A 17,828-nucleotide genomic window follows, 5' to 3' on the forward strand; every position below is an offset into this window, starting at 1 on the left:
CCTGAGCCCCGTACAATACAGGACTCAGGCCTTGGGCACCGGCTGAATGAACCGTCCAACTATTGGGGGTCAGTTCAAGTGCCGAGGCCCTCTTGTGTGCCAGGCTAGGTCTGAGCGGGGTTTAGTCCTGGATCAGGCCCTTGCCGACGAAAGAGCCACCTTCGACGGCCATCTCGACCACCACGCCCGGCACATCGCCGTTGTCGTCGAACTCGTGGCTGCCGGAAGCACCTTCGTAGTTGATCTCCTCACCGGCTGCGATCAGCTCCAGGGCCTTCTCCCACTCGCCGGGTAGGATCGTTTCGCCCGGGGCGGAGGCGACGTTGCGCAGCGCCTCGGAGAGACCCTCGCGCTCGGCGCTGCCGTTCTGCTCGATGGCCAACGCCAGCAGGAAGGCGGCGTCGTAGGCCTGGGCGGCAAATACCGCGCTGGGGTCGAAGCCGTCTTGCTCGGCCGCCTCGTTGAAGATATCGGTGCCGGGAAGCTCGGGGCTGCCCGGACGCGTCGCGATCATGCCTTCGAGGGCGTCGGCGCCCACGGCGTCGACCAGCGACGAGCCGACCATGCCGTCGGCGCCGGCGTACTGGTTGAACATGCCGCTCTCATAGGCCTGGCGCAGGATGGTCTGGCCCGAGCCGTCGGCGTAGGCGAGCACTACCAGGGTGTCGGTACCGCTGGCAGAAAGCGAGCCCAGCTCGGAACGGTAATCGGCACGCCCGTCCTCGTGCGCCAGGTTCTCGGCCACGGTGCCGCCGCCCGCCTCGAAGGCCGCAGTGAAGGCATCGGCCAGGCCCTGGCCGTAGTCGTTGTTCACGTAGGTGACGGCCACCTCGTCGAAGCCCTTCTCGAGCATCAGCTTGGCCAGGATCTCGCCCTGGTAGGCATCCGACGGCACGGTGCGGAACACCAGGTCGTTGTCGTCCAGCTCGGTGACCGCTGGCGCGGTGGAAGCCGGCGAAACCATCACCACGCCCCCGGGGATGGCGGCACTGTTGGCCGCCGCCACGGTCGCGCCGGTACACAGCGCGCCGACGATAGCAGTGACTTCCTCGGAATTGACCATGCGGTCCGCCGCGTTGGATGCCGCCGAGGCGTCGCTACAGGTGGTGTCGGCGTTGGGCATGGTCAACTCCTGCCCGCCCAGGATGCCGCCCTGCTCATTGATCTGTTTCACCGCCAGCCGCGCCCCGTCGAAGATAGGGGGTGTCAAACTCTCGATCGGGCCGGTGAAGCCGCCGATGAAGCCGATCTTGACCTCCGCCTGCGCCGCGCCGACGAATGCGATGCTGGAAGCAGCGATTGCCATCGCCAATACGCTCTTTTTCATGATTGTTCTTCTCGCTCTGGTAACTAATGAAGGAAAGACACCCCCATAAATCTGGAAGCCTACGCGGCAAAACACAAGCCCCCCATACTAACGTTTGCTCCATTGCAGGATGCCGCATTCGGGTGCACCTCGCCGACCATTGCCTATACTGAAAAACCTGCCATGTCACCGACAGGAGCCAACATGCCCCCCGCCATCGTTTCTTTCTTACTGCTGGCAGCGCTGGGCACGGCCAGCGCTGCCCATGCCTACACCCCCTCCGGTAGCGATGTGACCTACGAAGTGGGGGAGGACACCTTTGAAGGCTATTACGTCTCCGCCGACGGCGAAGAAACCAGCGGCACGGTACTGATCGTGCATGACTGGGATGGCCTGGGCGACTATGAACGCCAGCGTGCCGATATGCTGGCCGAGCTGGGCTTCGACGCCTTCGCCGTCGACCTGTTCGGCCAGGGCAACCGGCCCGAGAGCATCGAGGATCGCCAGGAGGCAACCCGAGCCCTCTACTCCGACCGCGAACGCATGCGCGAACTGACCCTCGCCGGCCTGGCCGAGGCCCGCGAACAGGGCGCCGCGGAGAGTGTCGTCATCATGGGTTACTGCTTCGGCGGGGCCGTGGCGTTGGAGATCGCCCGCTCCGGCGAAGCCGAGGACGTGGCCGGCTATGCCAGCTTCCACGGCGGCGTGGCCACGCCGGAAGGCCAGGAGTGGCCCGAGGAGGTACCTCCACTACTGATCGCCCATGGCGGGGCCGATGAGAACGTCACCATGGAGGACGTCGCCGCCGTCGTCGAAGAGCTGGAAGCCATCGAGGCCACTTACGAGGTCGAGATCTACTCCGGCGCCCCGCACGGCTTCACCGTCTTCGGTGACGAGCGTTACCAGGAGCGCGCCGACGAAAAGTCCTGGGAAGCCTTCAGGAGCCTTCTCGAGGAAGTGCTATGAGCCGGGAGGTCCGCCCCCTGGCCGTGACCGAACTCGCTGGAAACCGCCACGAGATAGGCGCAGAGCATGGGCGCATCCACCGGGACCTGATCCACAGCGGTATCGAGACCTACGGGCAGCTGTTCCGGGATTTCGTGGGCATCGGATGGCAAGAGGCCCGCGAAGGGGCCTGTCACTTCGAGGCCCAGGTTGCCCGGGGCTTCCCCGAGATTCTCGAAGAAATGCACGGCATCGCGCGAGGCGCCGGGGTCGACTTCATCGACATTCTCACGCTCAACTGCCGCAGCGAGATCGCGCTGACCCAGGCCAGCGGAGGCTGCTCGGCCTTCTCGCTCAAGCGCCGCGGGCAGCAGTGGCTGGCCCAGAACTGGGATTGGCGCAGCGCCCAGCTCGACAATGTGGTGGCGCTGCACATCCGATGCGATGGGTGCCCTGAGCTGGTCAGCATCGGCGAGGCCGGCATGGTCGGCAAGGTGGGCCTGAACGCCTACGGCATCGGCGTTTGCCTCAACGCCATCCGCTCGCAGACCTGCGGTGCGGGGCTGCCCATACACGTTGCCCTGCGCAAGATTCTCGAAAGGCCCGACATGGAGAGCGCGCTCGCCGTGGCCACACACGATAGGGTCTGCTCGCCCGCGCATTTCCTGCTCGCCAGCGCTCGGGTCGGCAAAGAGGGAGGCCAGGCCGTGGGACTCGAGGTCCAGCCCGGCGAGCCGGGGCGCATCGAACCTCGCGACGGCATCGTCACGCATACCAACCACCTCTATGCCGACTCCTCCTGCCCCGTGCGGGATTTCCCGCGCGTCGACTCTCACCCGCGGCTGTGCCGCCTCGACACCCTTCTCCATGACGAACTGCCGGCGGATGCCGACCCTGACGAGGCCAGTCTGTTCGACCTCCTCAGCGACCACCATGGCGCGCCGCTGTCGATCTGCCGACACTTCAACCCCGACCAGCCCGCCGAAGAGCGCATGGAAACCCTGTTCTCGGTCGTAATGAACCTGAGCGAACGGCGCCTGACCCTGCGCCACGGCAAGCCCTGCGAAACCGCGGACAGCCTGGCGATCAGCCTCGCATAAGTCACGCCGCGTCTTCAGAGCAAGCCGGAATCGGGCAGCTCCCCCTTCAAGTAGCGCTCGGAGGTTCGCAGGAACAACCGGCGGAACAGATCGTGAGCGACCTCCTCGCGGCGCAACTGCAGCAGCTCCCGCTCCTCCTCGGAGAGGCTGGGGTTCGGGTTCAGCGACTGGCAGGCCAGGCGCACCGAGCTTGCGGTGGCGTCGCAGACCTGCAGCGTAGGGTTAGCGCCCCGGCGGGGAGAAGGGATGCGGTACGGCATTGGCAACCTCCGTCTATGCACAATGATAACAATTATCATTTAATGCAAAGAACCTAGCCGTCGCCCTGACTTCTGTCAATTTTGCGTGAAGAAAAATCGTTCTCGTTCTCTTCTTGCTTGCTCGTCGATCGCGAGGGTGGTAAACAGCTAATGCATACCATTCTCATTGAAGGAACACGCATCATGAAGAAGCTGCTGCTTCCCGCCCTGATCTCAGGCCTGATGTTCGCCGCCACCGCACAGGTCAACGCTTCCACCGAGCATTTCAAGGGCGAGCCCGCCGAGACACTGAGCCAGGCGGTGACCAACTTCTCCCAATACAACCAGCAGCTGGCCGAGCTGCTTGCCCAGGACGAGCTGAGCCTCGAGGACCTCGGCACCATTCACGAACTGACCTACACCCTGGAAAACGCGCTACAGAAGATCAACGAGGAAGTGGAGAGCATGGCGGTCGACCTGGAAGAGGTTCACCTGGGCTCAGAAACCGGCGACTTCGAGCGCGTTCAGAACCACGGCACAGACTACCTGGACGCCGCCCAGACGCTGGTACCCTGAGGCCAGGCACCCAACGGCACCGGCCGGCCACACCCGGCCGGTGCGGGGCTTCGCTTAACCGGCCAGCGCCTCCTCCACCACGGCCCGCGCCTCGTCGCTCATGGGCAGCTCCAGCGCCAGCTCGCGGGCGCGCGGCGACATCTTCTTCCAGGTCATCTGCACGATGCGCACCAGGTGGTCGTGCTCCACTTGCCGGGAGAAATCGGCGAAGTAGTTCTCGAGGAACACCAGGCAAGCGCAATCCTCCACCGCCTGGGTGCCCGGGTCGCGCCCCAGGCCCTGCTTGCGGATCATCCTCGCCACTTCGGCGGCCTCCTCGGCCGAATAGCCTTGCGCCTCCATCACCCGCGCCGTGGTTTCGCCGGCCCGCTTGCCCTGGTCGCGACGCCAGGTGAGATAGCCCACGCGCCCCTCCGGATATTCGCTGCGCGGTACCAGCCAGCGCTGCAGATGCTGAGAGCGAACGGCAATCTGCACCAGTTCGCTGGGCTTATCGACCACCCGCTCCAACCAGGCGCTCATGCGCCCCGCATGCCACAGCTCCAAGGGGTGGGACTGCCCTTCCACCTCCACCTGGCGGGGGTCCTCGGCATGCAAGGCATCGAGCGCAGCGATAGTGCGCTGAAACGGCATTTGATCTGACATAAGAAATTTCCTGCAAGTCGCTATTGCTACAGCATACCGCATACCGAGTTGGCGCCGATAAACTATCCCTTCTTTAGAAGGCTCGGAAAAGATATTTGTAAGCCTCTGAATTTCAACTAAATTAAGAGAAGCCTATCGAAACGCCAAAGAGGTATCACCATGAAACGTACCGCCCTGGTCGCCTTTCTCGCCATGCTCACGCTCGGTACCGCCCACGCCACGGAACAAGACCTCAGCGTCGACCCCGAGGACGATCTCATCGAAGAGGAGCTCCAGCAAGAACTCGAACAGAGCCAAGGCCAGCCCATCGAAACCCTCAAACAAGCCATGGACGCCCTGGAGCTGCGCAACGACCTGCTCGACGTACTGCTCGACAAGGAAGAGCTGACCGAGGGCGATATCGCCATCATCCAGCAGCTTACCGAAACCATCGAGAGTGCGTTGGCGAAGATCGACGAAGAGCTCGACACCATGCGTGACCACGTACAGGAAGTGAGCGCAGGTGCCGACAACCAGGAGCCGGAGCGCATTCGCGAGAACGGCGAAGCTTACCTGGAGCGGATCAGAACGCTGATGGAGTAATTCAACGGAGCATGCTGGGGGGCAGATTCGGACGGCAACCAGGCCGTAGCAAGGACGCCCTCATTTTGCCGCGGCCACTTTCGCCTCCGCATCCAGCCGTTGCGCGGTCCGATCCACTCGGCGCAACCAGGCAAGCAGCACCGCGCCCAGCGCCACGAAGCCGCCGGCCAGCCACAGCCCAAGGCTGTAGTGCCCCGTCGTCTCGGCGAGCATGCCTGTCAGCGCCGGGGCAATGATCTGCGCCGTGCCGTAGGCCAGGGTCATGCGCCCCATCAGGCGCGCCGGGCTTTGAGGATAGAGCCTGCCGGCCATGGTCAACACCAGGCTCACACAGCCCAGGAAGGTGCCACCGTAGAGCACCGCGCTGAGCAGCACGACGGCCAGGCTCGCAGTCAACGCCGGCAACAGGATGCCCACCACCTGCAGCGCCATGGCGGCGATCAGCGCTCCCAGGTAGCCGATACGACGAGCGACCAGATCCCACAGCATTACCGTCGGCGCGGCCGCCAGCCCCACCAGCGCGAAAGTCCAGTTCCCCGCCCCGGCCAGCAGCGGCTCGCGCTCCACGATGGCGACTATGAACGTGGCACTGATGACATAGCCGTAACCGGCACAGAAGTAGGCGGCCAGCATCAGCCGCATGAATGTACGGGTGGGGGGCGTGGCCTCGCGCGTACTGTTCGCGGTGCCCGCCACCGGTTTCTCCGGCCGCGGCAGCCAGCGCCAGGCCGGCACCAGCACCACGGCGGCCAGGGCGGCGAAACCCCACCACTGGGCCTGCCAATCCAGGGCGAGATGAAGCATCAGCTCTACCGCCAGGGCTGCCACCAGGATGCCAATGCCCAGTCCCGCGAAGTGGATGCCCAGTTCGCCACGTTGCCGGTGGTTGATCAGCCAGTGCAGAATCAGCCCGGAAGCCAACAGCATCGCGCCGCTGCTGGCGAACCCGGCGATGAAACGCATTGCCGCCCAGAGCCAGAAGCTCTCGGCCAAGGCCATGCCGGCGGTGGAGAGCACGGCCAGCAGCAGCGTGAGGCGATAGAGCGTATCCTTGAGCCGGATGCTGTGGATCGACGCGGCCACCAGGGCACCCAGCATATAGCCGGCGTAATTAAGAGCGGCGAGCCATCCGCCCTGGGCATCGCTCAGCCAGGTCTGCTGCTGCATCACCGGCAGCAGCGGGGTATAGGCAAAGCGCGCCACACCGATGCAGAGGATCTGGCTGAACACGCCGGCCAGCAGCACCCGGTAGCGGGGGGAAAGGACGAACGACGTGGCCATGCCTGGCTCCCTAAGCGGCATTGATTCTCTCGGCTCGTACTATAACCTTTAGCCACCTAACCGCCGACCCAGACAGACTAGTGAGGTACCGGATGTCGATCTTTGCCCGCTTGAAGGAAGTGGCCTCGCCGATCATCGGCCTGGGCTGCATGAACCTCTCCCACGGCTACGGCAGCCCCGTGCCCGAACCCGAGGCGCTGCGTGCCCTCGCGGAAGCCTTCGAGATGGGCTACCGGCACTTCGACACCGCTACCCTCTACGGCGCCACCACCAACGAGCAGGTGGTGGGCAAGGCGCTTGCCGGCAAGCGCAACGAGATCCTGCTGGCCAGCAAGTGCGGCATGGCCATCGACCCCGCGCTTGGCAAAAAGGTGATCGACGGGCGCCCCGAGACGATCCGCCGGCAGTGCGAGGCAAGCCTCGAGCGCCTGCGTACCGATCATCTGGATCTTTACTACCTGCATCGCCTGGATCGCCAGGTTCCGATCGAGGAGAGCGTCGGCGCCCTGGGAAGACTGGTGGAAGACGGCAAGGTTCGCGCCATCGGCCTTTCGGAGATTTCCGCCGCCACCTTGCGCCGGGCGCGCACCGAGCACCCCATTGCCGCGGTTCAATCCGAATACTCGCTGTGGACGCGCAACCCCGAGATCGTCCTGCTCGACGCCTGCCGAGAAGCCGACACCGCGCTGGTGGCCTTCAGCCCCCTGGGCCGCGGCTTCCTGGCCGGTGCCGTCACCGACCCGGCAACGCTCGAAGAAGGTGACGTGCGCCGCGGCATGCCGCGCTTCAGCGCCGAGAACCTGCCGCATAACCTGCGCCAGCTGGAAAAGCTCCAGGCCATCGCCCGCGAACTGGGTGCAACCACCGGCCAACTCGCCCTCGCCTGGCTCAAGGCCCAGGGCGACGACGTGATCCCCATCCCCGGCACCCGCTCCGTCGCCCACATGCGCGAGAACCTCACCGCGGACAGCCTGCGCCTGGATGCCGCCACCCTCGAGCGCCTGAACGCTCTGTTGACACCGGACCAAGTGGCCGGCGCCCGCTACGGCGAAGCGCTGCAGGCGGAGATCGATACGGAGGAGTTTGGAGAATAGAGGGCAGCGATGAGAGCTGGGTATAGCTCTACTATTGCGCTGCACCCCTTCTGCTCTTCCCTGCGGTTTATCCCCGCTCCCGCGGGGATCAGCGTCGTATGATCGGGCTGTTGACTGCAACAACGGTGTATCCCCGCTCCCGCGGGGATCGGAGGTCCGCGCACTCGCGGAACATATCCATGAACGGTTTATCCCCGCTCCCGCGGGGATCGGCGCATGTGCTCCAACCACACGCGGGCGCCGTACGGTTTATCCCCGCTCCCGCGGGGATCGGCTCCTCGGGGACAGATGAAGGCCCGCCGTCATCGGTTTATCCCCGCTCCCGCGGGGATCGGTCTCGCCAAAGTTGGTGCCGCTGCAACTGGCGCGGTTTATCCCCGCTCCCGCGGGGATCGGGAAGGGGCAATGATCGGCCTGATGACGCTGGCCGGTTTATCCCCGCTCCCGCGGGGATCGGATATTACGCGTCCCCCTTTATCATCGGTTGCACGGTTTATCCCCGCTCCCGCGGGGATCGGGGCATGTTCAAGGAAGAGATCGCCCCTGGCGCCGGTTTATCCCCGCTCCCGCGGGGATCGGCGTACAGTTATTGACACGAGTCCAAGCGCCGCCGGTTTATCCCCGCTCCCGCGGGGATCGGGCCGCCATGGCGCAGCAGCGCCAGGGGCAGATCGGTTTATCCCCGCTCCCGCGGGGATCGGTCGTCAGGGATGGCGTGAACGCCTGCTTCCCACGGTTTATCCCCGCTCCCGCGGGGATCGGGCAAGACGAACCATGCAAGGACGCTGATAGAGCGGTTAATCCCCGCTCCCGCGGGGATCGGCTCGGCCGGTTCCCCTCCGCTCGCTGCGCTAGCGGTTAATCCCCGCTCCCGCGGGGATCGGCCGCGAGACGAGGCGCTGGCCTACAGCAAGATCGGTTAATCCCCGCTCCCGCGGGGATCGGCTTGTACCAGCCAACCGCCGCCGAGACGCCGCCGGTTAATCCCCGCTCCCGCGGGGATCGGGCTTCTTCACCGCCGTAGGCAATCACAGTGCGCGGTTAATCCCCGCTCCCGCGGGGATCGGGCCGGCGACGAGCCGATCAGCCAGGCCTGGACCGGTTAATCCCCGCTCCCGCGGGGATCGGATGTCGGCGTCGGCGGCACGGTTGACCGCCGCCGGTTAATCCCCGCTCCCGCGGGGATCGGGCATCAGGAACGTGGTAGCGAACGCCATCAATCGGTTAATCCCCGCTCCCGCGGGGATCGGGCCGACGGAGAGCAGGTGCTGGTGGCCTACTCCGGTTAATCCCCGCTCCCGCGGGGATCGGCCATCGGAGCCTTATCGAACCCGTAACAGTTGCGGTTAATCCCCGCTCCCGCGGGGATCGGGCGAGCGTACCGTGCAACTCCAATATCGTGCCCGGTTAATCCCCGCTCCCGCGGGGATCGGGCCATCGTGGCCGACTTGGCCCAGCGCCGCAGCGGTTAATCCCCGCTCCCGCGGGGATCGGCCGCGCTGGTGGATGAGCAGTATATCGAAGGCCGGTTAATCCCCGCTCCCGCGGGGATCGGACCCGTGCGGGATAGCATGGTTAGGCAATCCCCGGTTAATCCCCGCTCCCGCGGGGATCGGTGCGTGGGCATTTCGGCGATGGTCAGGGTGTGCGGTTAATCCCCGCTCCCGCGGGGATCGGTTCGGCTCGGGCACTGGCTCGGGCGGAACGAACGGTTAATCCCCGCTCCCGCGGGGATCGGTTCGGCTCGGGCACTGGCTCGGGCGGAACGAACGGTTAATCCCCGCTCTCGCGGGGATCGGCGGGGCAGTTTGGGGAGGCTTACTTATTTAATCGGTTAATCCCCGCTCCCGCGGGGATCGGTGCTCGCGCCGGGCCTCCTCGGCGGCAATCTGCGGTTAATCCCCGCTCCCGCGGGGATCGGGGCGGCACTGGTCAAGACAGCACCCCCGCCGCCGGTTAATCCCCGCTCCCGCGGGGATCGGTAGCCCGCATCGAACGCGACCGATAACAACGGCGGTTAATCCCCGCTCCCGCGGGGATCGGCCCTGGGGGCGCAGGTGCTTGGCCTGGCGGATCGGTTAATCCCCGCTCCCGCGGGGATCGGTTACCGCCCAATCCTCGACGCGGACAGCAAGCCGGTTAATCCCCGCTCCCGCGGGGATCGGGCGCAGCGAGTGGGAACCGGAGATTAGGGGCCGGTTAATCCCCGCTCCCGCGGGGATCGGTCGACTACTCGAATGCCGTAGACGCCCAGGTGCGGTTAATCCCCGCTCCCGCGGGGATCGGCGTCAAGGCCCCTTTTCATCATATTTCAATGACGGTTAATCCCCGCTCCCGCGGGGATCGGCTCCCTCCTATTTCTTGGCGAGATTCTGACTGCGGTTAATCCCCGCTCCCGCGGGGATCGGCGTCATTTGCCGAGAAAAACCGCTGGATCGAGCGGTTAATCCCCGCTCCCGCGGGGATCGGGGACGGCATCACAGTCAGATAGCGATGGCGGATCGGTTAATCCCCGCTCCCGCGGGGATCGGCTACCAGGACGGCACGATTGCCGGCTCTACGGCGGTTAATCCCCGCTCCCGCGGGGATCGGTACGCCGAAGAGGAGGCAGGTCAATGTGAACTCGGTTAATCCCCGCTCCCGCGGGGATCGGACCATCTCCTGGTTGAACGGCAGGGCCTCCCCCGGTTAATCCCCGCTCCCGCGGGGATCGGCAACTGATGAGGTCGAGGCCTGGCTCAGGTGCCGGTTAATCCCCGCTCCCGCGGGGATCGGTTCCCTGGTTTCTCTATGGATTCCGCCGATCGCGGTTAATCCCCGCTCCCGCGGGGATCGGATAGTAGAGCCCTGTCCATTGACGAATCGACGCGGTTAATCCCCGCTCCCGCGGGGATCGGTCGGAGAAGTCCAATCGGGAGAAGTCTACGTGCGGTTAATCCCCGCTCCCGCGGGGATCGGTGCGGGCTGCCGGCCAGACTGATCTCCTGCACCGGTTAATCCCCGCTCCCGCGGGGATCGGATGTGGACCTGCTGTGGGTCGAAATGCCGAACCGGTTAATCCCCGCTCCCGCGGGGATCGGGGGAAGTCCAGGGGCTCCTGCATCAGCTCCAGCGGTTAATCCCCGCTCCCGCGGGGATCGGACGGCGCCAAGGGAAAGAGCCTGGGCGTACACCGGTTAATCCCCGCTCCCGCGGGGATCGGACGGCAAAGGTCGCGCAAATCGCGCCACACACCGGTTAATCCCCGCTCCCGCGGGGATCGGGTCGGATTGGGGGAGGTGCCCACGAATATCGACGGTTAATCCCCGCTCCCGCGGGGATCGGCGGCGGGCCTTTTTAGTTACACCCCCGGCCCTCGGTTAATCCCCGCTCCCGCGGGGATCGGCTGGTCGGTCTGCTCAGCCAGCCATTCCGCCTCGGTTAATCCCCGCTCCCGCGGGGATCGGTGGAACAGCAGGCCACGCGCCTCATCATCGCTCGGTTAATCCCCGCTCCCGCGGGGATCGGAACGTCAAGCTGCATAAGCGTCAGGGTGAGGCCGGTTAATCCCCGCTCCCGCGGGGATCGGTCACGGCAGAAGTGCCGATGGCTGTTGACTCCCGGTTAATCCCCGCTCCCGCGGGGATCGGCCGACGGCTAAGACGGTGGGGATCGTCAAGCACGGTTAATCCCCGCTCCCGCGGGGATCGGGATCGAGTTCATGGCAGCTCCCTGGCGAAGGCCGGTTAATCCCCGCTCCCGCGGGGATCGGGTCACCCGGATCGAGATCCCCGGCGGCGGTGCCGGTTAATCCCCGCTCCCGCGGGGATCGGCAGAGGTCAGCAAGATTTTCCGGCGTGAGGCGCGGTTAATCCCCGCTCCCGCGGGGATCGGGGTGACATCGTGCGCTCGCTGGAGCATGAGGCCGGTTAATCCCCGCTCCCGCGGGGATCGGTATCTGACAATCTCGGGTCTATATCGCTTTCTCGGTTAATCCCCGCTCCCGCGGGGATCGGGGTAACCCACCGCCATCCCACTCAGGCTCTGGCGGTTAATCCCCGCTCCCGCGGGGATCGGGGTTTCGGCGGCTGTGAGGAAATGGCGGATCACGGTTAATCCCCGCTCCCGCGGGGATCGGGGTCGGCATCTGCTCGAAAACGGCGGCATGGACGGTTAATCCCCGCTCCCGCGGGGATCGGCAGGCCGGATGATCTGCATTACACGACCTCCTCGGTTAATCCCCGCTCCCGCGGGGATCGGGTCTTGCAGCGACAGGACAGAGCCGTTGATGGCGGTTAATCCCCGCTCCCGCGGGGATCGGGCCGGCATCCCCAACCCCGACAACCGTGACAGCGGTTAATCCCCGCTCCCGCGGGGATCGGAAAAATTGGGGGCTTTTGGTTTGCGCCCTTCGCGGTTAATCCCCGCTCCCGCGGGGATCGGGAGCGATATGCACCGAACACCTGGAGAACAGCCGGTTAATCCCCGCTCCCGCGGGGATCGGGGGCGTAGATGACGGCTTTCACGGTCGGCTTCCGGTTAATCCCCGCTCCCGCGGGGATCGGGTCACGGCCTGGCGCTATCGTGTGCATGTTGCCGGTTAATCCCCGCTCCCGCGGGGATCGGTTTTTCTATGTAATTCAGGGTCTATGTAGAGCCGGTTAATCCCCGCTCGGGATGCCGTGGATGACGAGTTCGTGCCAGAACTCGGTTAATCCCCGCTCCCGCGGGGATCGGCCGATAAATCGCCTCGACGTAGGCATCAATCTCGGTTAATCCCCGCTCCCGCGGGGATCGGCACCGAAGCCGGAGGACGTATGAGCTGGATCACGGTTAATCCCCGCTCCCGCGGGGATCGGGGCGGCCTCGGTGGCCGCCATGTTCCTCGAGGCGGTTAATCCCCGCTCCCGCGGGGATCGGCTGTCGAACCCGTCACAGACGGCGCAGGCAGCCGGTTAATCCCCGCTCCCGCGGGGATCGGCGGCAGGGCGTGTTCGAGGTGGAGTAGGTTGCCGGTTAATCCCCGCTCCCGCGGGGATCGGTGCCACGCGAGCAATGGGCCAGGACAAGTCCACGGTTAATCCCCGCTCCCGCGGGGATCGGGCTACGAGGACGGCGTTCTCGATGTCGATAGGCGGTTAATCCCCGCTCCCGCGGGGATCGGCGGCGTCACCTATACCGCCGTAGAGGCGGGCACGGTTAATCCCCGCTCCCGCGGGGATCGGATGATGGTACTAAGAAGTCTGCGAAAGGTCTGCGGTTAATCCCCGCTCCCGCGGGGATCGGATTCTGCCCCCACTTTCCCACAGCATCAGCCACGGTTAATCCCCGCTCCCGCGGGGATCGGGCATCAAGCCAGCGGGCGAACACCACAGCTAGCGGTTAATCCCCGCTCCCGCGGGGATCGGTCGAGAAAGAGCTGAAGCAGATCCGCCAGTTGCGGTTAATCCCCGCTCCCGCGGGGATCGGTTCTACCGAGACTTCGACATCACGATTTCAAACGGTTAATCCCCGCTCCCGCGGGGATCGGCCTTGACTCCATTCCGCCGTGCGATGTACTCGCGGTTAATCCCCGCTCCCGCGGGGATCGGTCTATTTCTTCGATATGTCGCTCTGTGTACTCCGGTTAATCCCCGCTCCCGCGGGGATCGGGTCTTTTCCCGGTTAGCGATAACAACCAGATCCGGTTAATCCCCGCTCCCGCGGGGATCGGGTGATCCAGCAGCCCGTGGTTGCCTGGAACGCCGGTTAATCCCCGCTCCCGCGGGGATCGGATGCATTGGCCCGCTCCCTTGAGGAGCTGGGCCGGTTAATCCCCGCTCCCGCGGGGATCGGCGCTCGCCGCAAGCCAAATACCTCGCCGTGGACGGTTAATCCCCGCTCCCGCGGGGATCGGGCCGCACTGGACCATCCCGACGCCAACGTCTACGGTTAATCCCCGCTCCCGCGGGGATCGGGAGGTATCAGGCTGGTGTGCCATCGGCGCCCCCGGTTAATCCCCGCTCCCGCGGGGATCGGTCTGATAACCCCCGCATCATCGACGGCGATACCGGTTAATCCCCGCTCCCGCGGGGATCGGCGGTTCCGATGGAAGCCATCCACCACCGTCAGCGGTTAATCCCCGCTCCCGCGGGGATCGGGCGTCCAACCAGGTGAACGCCGATACCTGGGTCGGTTAATCCCCGCTCCCGCGGGGATCGGAAGCGCCCCGAGCAGCTGCGCGCCGAGCCGAGCGGTTAATCCCCGCTCCCGCGGGGATCGGATCAGCTACTACGCGCGCACCTCGATGGGCGGCGGTTAATCCCCGCTCCCGCGGGGATCGGTACATCAAGAGCAACGGTGATGAAGGATTCCGCGGTTAATCCCCGCTCCCGCGGGGATCGGCGTCGATGTGCCCGCACCAATCTACTCTCTGGCGGTTAATCCCCGCTCCCGCGGGGATCGGGTTTACCAGTATCGCCGCGCCCGCAGTGGCGCCGGTTAATCCCCGCTCCCGCGGGGATCGGGATAGAGCACAAAAAAACAGAATCAACGTTTGCGGTTAATCCCCGCTCCCGCGGGGATCGGGCGCTCGAAGTGCGGGAAGGCCTGGTCCAGCTCCGGTTAATCCCCGCTCCCGCGGGGATCGGATCCGGATGTACAAGGTGCGCTGCTGGTCGGCCGGTTAATCCCCGCTCCCGCGGGGATCGGCATTGCGCGGCCTCCTCAAGCGGCTTGAGATACGGTTAATCCCCGCTCCCGCGGGGATCGGTGGTAGCGGTGCGAACGCAGGTAGCGGCCCCGCGGTTAATCCCCGCTCCCGCGGGGATCGGGGGCCGAACTCTACCGACGTGCCGACTGCGGACGGTTAATCCCCGCTCCCGCGGGGATCGGGTGTGTTTGTCGGCATCCGCACTGACGAGAGCCGGTTAATCCCCGCTCCCGCGGGGATCGGGCATCTCCGCCCAGGATCGCCAGCAGGCCATCCGGTTAATCCCCGCTCCCGCGGGGATCGGTACGACGACATCGTTCCTGCCTGGCGCAAGGCCGGTTAATCCCCGCTCCCGCGGGGATCGGGGCGCCAAGGCTGCCGCCACTAGCCAGGAGGCCGGTTAATCCCCGCTCCCGCGGGGATCGGGCATGATCAATGGCGGCTGGGATGACTCACAGCGGTTAATCCCCGCTCCCGCGGGGATCGGGCCATGGGCGTGCCGGTGCGCTTCGTCGGCGACGGTTAATCCCCGCTCCCGCGGGGATCGGCGCGCAATACATCGACGGGGTGTGATCATGGCCGGTTAATCCCCGCTCCCGCGGGGATCGGCACAGGAAGGCCTGGGGCATGTGCGTAGCCTCCGGTTAATCCCCGCTCCCGCGGGGATCGGATGGTGGGTTCCTTGGCCTCCTGCTCCAGGGTCGGTTAATCCCCGCTCCCGCGGGGATCGGTAGCCGATCAGCTGGGCCAGCTGTTCCTGATACGGTTAATCCCCGCTCCCGCGGGGATCGGATCAGGCGGCTGGGCAAGGAGCGAGACGAAGCCGGTTAATCCCCGCTCCCGCGGGGATCGGGCCTCGAGTTCCTCGATGCGATCCTGGGCTGTCGGTTAATCCCCGCTCCCGCGGGGATCGGTACATCATGCCGTAGTGGATTGCATATTATACCGGTTAATCCCCGCTCCCGCGGGGATCGGGGCCTCGCTGTCATTGCGCAACGGTGTAATGCCGGTTAATCCCCGCTCCCGCGGGGATCGGGAGCCACACCATAGAGCCGCAGTTCGGGCAATCGGTTAATCCCCGCTCCCGCGGGGATCGGTGGATTGAATACGAATACGACCATCTCGAGCGCGGTTAATCCCCGCTCCCGCGGGGATCGGGGCGTTGCCCTCGGCCATCATCGACATGATGCCGGTTAATCCCCGCTCCCGCGGGGATCGGAGCCAGGATCGCTATGACCCGCTCGCGATGTGCGGTTAATCCCCGCTCCCGCGGGGATCGGGATGGTCCCTGTACGCCAAGGACCAGCGTTTTCGGTTAATCCCCGCTCCCGCGGGGATCGGTTCAGCTCAACGGCGGTGAAGAACACGACATTCGGTTAATCCCCGCTCCCGCGGGGATCGGTCAATAGCGAAGCGTATGCAGGTGTCGTAGACGGGTTAATCCCCGCTCCCGCGGGGATCGGTGGCGGAACGTGGCGGTAGCATCGACGCCGGACGGTTAATCCCCGCTCCCGCGGGGATCGGTATGCGCTCAAAGACGTGATCGGCTACGTGGCCGGTTAATCCCCGCTCCCGCGGGGATCGGGCACCGCGAACGAGGCCGACTCACTGGCGATGCGGTTAATCCCCGCTCCCGCGGGGATCGGGCTGGCCTACCGCGCCAATGCTCAGAAGTGGCGCGGTTAATCCCCGCTCCCGCGGGGATCGGTCCGCTGGCATCCGCTGCGCAAATTCTGCCGCCGGTTAATCCCCGCTCCCGCGGGGATCGGATCGCACTGCCGTTTCAAGGCTGGCGAAGCGGCGGTTAATCCCCGCTCCCGCGGGGATCGGGCCTCTGCCGTTCGGCCCGTCTCGACCATCTCCGGTTAATCCCCGCTCCCGCGGGGATCGGGGGGGAGCTGTGAGGGATACTCGATCATCGGCCGGTTAATCCCCGCTCCCGCGGGGATCGGTCGAGCGCCATACAGGTAAACGAGCCCGTCACCGGTTAATCCCCGCTCCCGCGGGGATCGGGAAGAGCAGGGCAAGCCTGAGACCGAGCTGGACGGTTAATCCCCGCTCCCGCGGGGATCGGTAGAGCGGGGGCTGCCGGCCAGCATCCCGTTCCGGTTAATCCCTGCTCCCGCGGGGATCGGGTTACGCTTGACGGTCTGAGGGAGTGGGTCCACGGTTAATCCCCGCTCCCGCGGGGATCGGGGCATTTTCACGCCGAGCACTGGAAAACATGTCGGTTAATCCCCGCTCCCGCGGGGATCGGTGTAACTGAAAAGGCCCGCCGATGTGGCAGGCCGGTTAATCCCCGCTCCCGCGGGGATCGGCTGCCCGTCATCCTGCCGCACTGTTCGCGTGTCGGTTAATCCCCGCTCCCGCGGGGATCGGCAGAGCTAGCGTCAGACAGCCGCAAAGTATGGCGGTTAATCCCCGCTCCCGCGGGGATCGGGCCGCACAATACATCGACGGAGTGTAACATGGCGGTTAATCCCCGCTCCCGCGGGGATCGGGGCGCTCCTGGCAATCCGACATGGCTCGAGAACGGTTAATCCCCGCTCCCGCGGGGATCGGGTCAGTCGCCGCCTGCTGCCCGACCTGACCGACGGTTAATCCCCGCTCCCGCGGGGATCGGCACTAGACCACTGGACAACCAGAAATCAAATACGGTTAATCCCCGCTCCCGCGGGGATCGGGTCGAACGCAGCTCCAGTTCATAGCGCACCCACGGTTAATCCCCGCTCCCGCGGGGATCGGATTACCACGTTCGGTGTTGTCATTGTTTACCCCGGTTAATCCCCGCTCCCGCGGGGATCGGCCGTAGTTATTCGCATAGCGAATCATTGTAGGCGGTTAATCCCCGCTCCCGCGGGGATCGGGCGCTGGTACTGGATGACGATATGACGACAGCCGGTTAATCCCCGCTCCCGCGGGGATCGGCGGTGCCATGGATTGGAATTCCGTTGAATACACGGTTAATCCCCGCTCCCGCGGGGATCGGCTACAGAAAAACTCTGACCAGGATAGGGATTCCGGTTAATCCCCGCTCCCGCGGGGATCGGGACATGGACGACCACACACTCCAAATCGACATCGGTTAATCCCCGCTCCCGCGGGGATCGGGGCGCCTATATGGCAAATGTAAATGGTAATATCGGTTAATCCCCGCTCCCGCGGGGATCGGAGCTGGGCGTCGCTCTCGTCGGGGAACGCCTGCGGTTAATCCCCGCTCCCGCGGGGATCGGATTGCAAACCCCATCGACCAAATCGACGCAGGCGGTTAATCCCCGCTCCCGCGGGGATCGGAGCGTCAGTTCGTGCCGAACAACCCCCTGATCCGGTTAATCCCCGCTCCCGCGGGGATCGGCATAGGCATTAAAAAACCGCCCTAGAGGCGGCCGG

The 17,828-nt window shown here is 65.4% G+C and carries 9 protein-coding genes and 2 CRISPR repeat arrays (1 of these 11 running past the window's edge); of the genes, 5 read left to right on the forward strand and 4 right to left on the reverse strand.

All coding sequences use genetic code 11. The features are described from left to right. Positions 1 to 121: 121 nt before the first annotated feature. Positions 122 to 1,327 carry an ABC transporter substrate-binding protein gene (locus tag ACOJCM_RS18265; protein ID WP_445213507.1) on the reverse strand — a complete coding sequence of 402 codons (1,206 nt, stop codon included), beginning with the start codon at positions 1,325 to 1,327 and terminating at the stop codon, positions 122 to 124. 183 nt (positions 1,328 to 1,510) lie between these two features. Between ACOJCM_RS18265 and ACOJCM_RS18270 the strand changes: the two genes are divergently transcribed. Together ACOJCM_RS18270 and ACOJCM_RS18275 are read left to right on the forward strand one after the other, a co-directional pair. Next, entirely contained in the window at positions 1,511 to 2,272 is a 762-nt protein-coding gene (locus ACOJCM_RS18270) for a dienelactone hydrolase family protein (protein WP_445213508.1), read from the forward strand. Next, on the forward strand, positions 2,269 to 3,351 hold the full coding sequence (locus ACOJCM_RS18275) for a C45 family autoproteolytic acyltransferase/hydolase (protein ID WP_445213509.1): 1,083 nt from the start codon (positions 2,269 to 2,271) through the stop codon (positions 3,349 to 3,351). Before ACOJCM_RS18270 ends, ACOJCM_RS18275 begins: the two co-directional genes overlap by 4 nt. 14 nt (positions 3,352 to 3,365) lie before the next feature. Here the strand turns inward: ACOJCM_RS18275 and ACOJCM_RS18280 are convergent, their stop codons facing one another. Continuing rightward, positions 3,366 to 3,611 carry a hypothetical protein gene (locus ACOJCM_RS18280; RefSeq protein WP_445213510.1) on the reverse strand — a complete coding sequence of 82 codons (246 nt, stop codon included), beginning with the start codon at positions 3,609 to 3,611 and terminating at the stop codon, positions 3,366 to 3,368. Between the two features lie 183 nt (positions 3,612 to 3,794). Here ACOJCM_RS18280 and ACOJCM_RS18285 point away from each other — a divergent pair, with 183 nt between their 5' ends. Further along, positions 3,795 to 4,166 (forward strand): DUF6746 family protein, encoded by a 372-nt coding sequence (locus ACOJCM_RS18285; RefSeq protein WP_445213511.1) that lies wholly within the window; start codon positions 3,795 to 3,797, stop codon positions 4,164 to 4,166. 54 nt (positions 4,167 to 4,220) lie between these two features. Here ACOJCM_RS18285 and ACOJCM_RS18290 read toward each other — a convergent pair whose 3' ends face one another. Beyond that, positions 4,221 to 4,811, reverse strand: a complete 591-nt coding sequence (locus ACOJCM_RS18290) for a DUF4202 domain-containing protein (RefSeq protein ID WP_445213512.1) — start codon at positions 4,809 to 4,811, stop codon at positions 4,221 to 4,223. 159 nt (positions 4,812 to 4,970) lie between these two features. Between ACOJCM_RS18290 and ACOJCM_RS18295 the strand changes: the two genes are divergently transcribed. Further along, entirely contained in the window at positions 4,971 to 5,393 is a 423-nt protein-coding gene (locus ACOJCM_RS18295) for a DUF6746 family protein (protein WP_445213513.1), read from the forward strand. Between the two features lie 60 nt (positions 5,394 to 5,453). Here the strand turns inward: ACOJCM_RS18295 and ACOJCM_RS18300 are convergent, their stop codons facing one another. Beyond that, a complete protein-coding gene (locus ACOJCM_RS18300) occupies positions 5,454 to 6,674 on the reverse strand; it encodes a YbfB/YjiJ family MFS transporter (RefSeq protein WP_445213514.1) in 1,221 nt (406 codons plus the stop codon). Between the two features lie 92 nt (positions 6,675 to 6,766). Between ACOJCM_RS18300 and ACOJCM_RS18305 the strand changes: the two genes are divergently transcribed. Beyond that, on the forward strand, positions 6,767 to 7,768 hold the full coding sequence (locus ACOJCM_RS18305) for an aldo/keto reductase (RefSeq protein ID WP_445213515.1): 1,002 nt from the start codon (positions 6,767 to 6,769) through the stop codon (positions 7,766 to 7,768). A gap of 63 nt (positions 7,769 to 7,831) precedes the next feature. Then, positions 7,832 to 12,374: direct repeats of the CRISPR family, unit length 29 nt; unit sequence CGGTTAATCCCCGCTCCCGCGGGGATCGG. 81 nt (positions 12,375 to 12,455) lie between these two features. Then, a CRISPR array of direct repeats spans positions 12,456 to 17,828; the repeat unit is 29 nt; unit sequence CGGTTAATCCCCGCTCCCGCGGGGATCGG; it runs 270 nt beyond the window's last position.

Source organism: Billgrantia hypersalina (genome assembly GCF_052584175.1).

Coding starts and splice junctions, on each gene's coding strand:
- ACOJCM_RS18265 (WP_445213507.1), bottom strand. CDS start 1,327: ATGAAAAAGAGCGTATTGGCGATGGCAATCGCTGCTTCCAGCATCGCA.
- ACOJCM_RS18270 (WP_445213508.1), top strand. CDS start 1,511: ATGCCCCCCGCCATCGTTTCTTTCTTACTGCTGGCAGCGCTGGGCACG.
- ACOJCM_RS18275 (WP_445213509.1), top strand. CDS start 2,269: ATGAGCCGGGAGGTCCGCCCCCTGGCCGTGACCGAACTCGCTGGAAAC.
- ACOJCM_RS18280 (WP_445213510.1), bottom strand. CDS start 3,611: ATGCCGTACCGCATCCCTTCTCCCCGCCGGGGCGCTAACCCTACGCTG.
- ACOJCM_RS18285 (WP_445213511.1), top strand. CDS start 3,795: ATGAAGAAGCTGCTGCTTCCCGCCCTGATCTCAGGCCTGATGTTCGCC.
- ACOJCM_RS18290 (WP_445213512.1), bottom strand. CDS start 4,811: ATGTCAGATCAAATGCCGTTTCAGCGCACTATCGCTGCGCTCGATGCC.
- ACOJCM_RS18295 (WP_445213513.1), top strand. CDS start 4,971: ATGAAACGTACCGCCCTGGTCGCCTTTCTCGCCATGCTCACGCTCGGT.
- ACOJCM_RS18300 (WP_445213514.1), bottom strand. CDS start 6,674: ATGGCCACGTCGTTCGTCCTTTCCCCCCGCTACCGGGTGCTGCTGGCC.
- ACOJCM_RS18305 (WP_445213515.1), top strand. CDS start 6,767: ATGTCGATCTTTGCCCGCTTGAAGGAAGTGGCCTCGCCGATCATCGGC.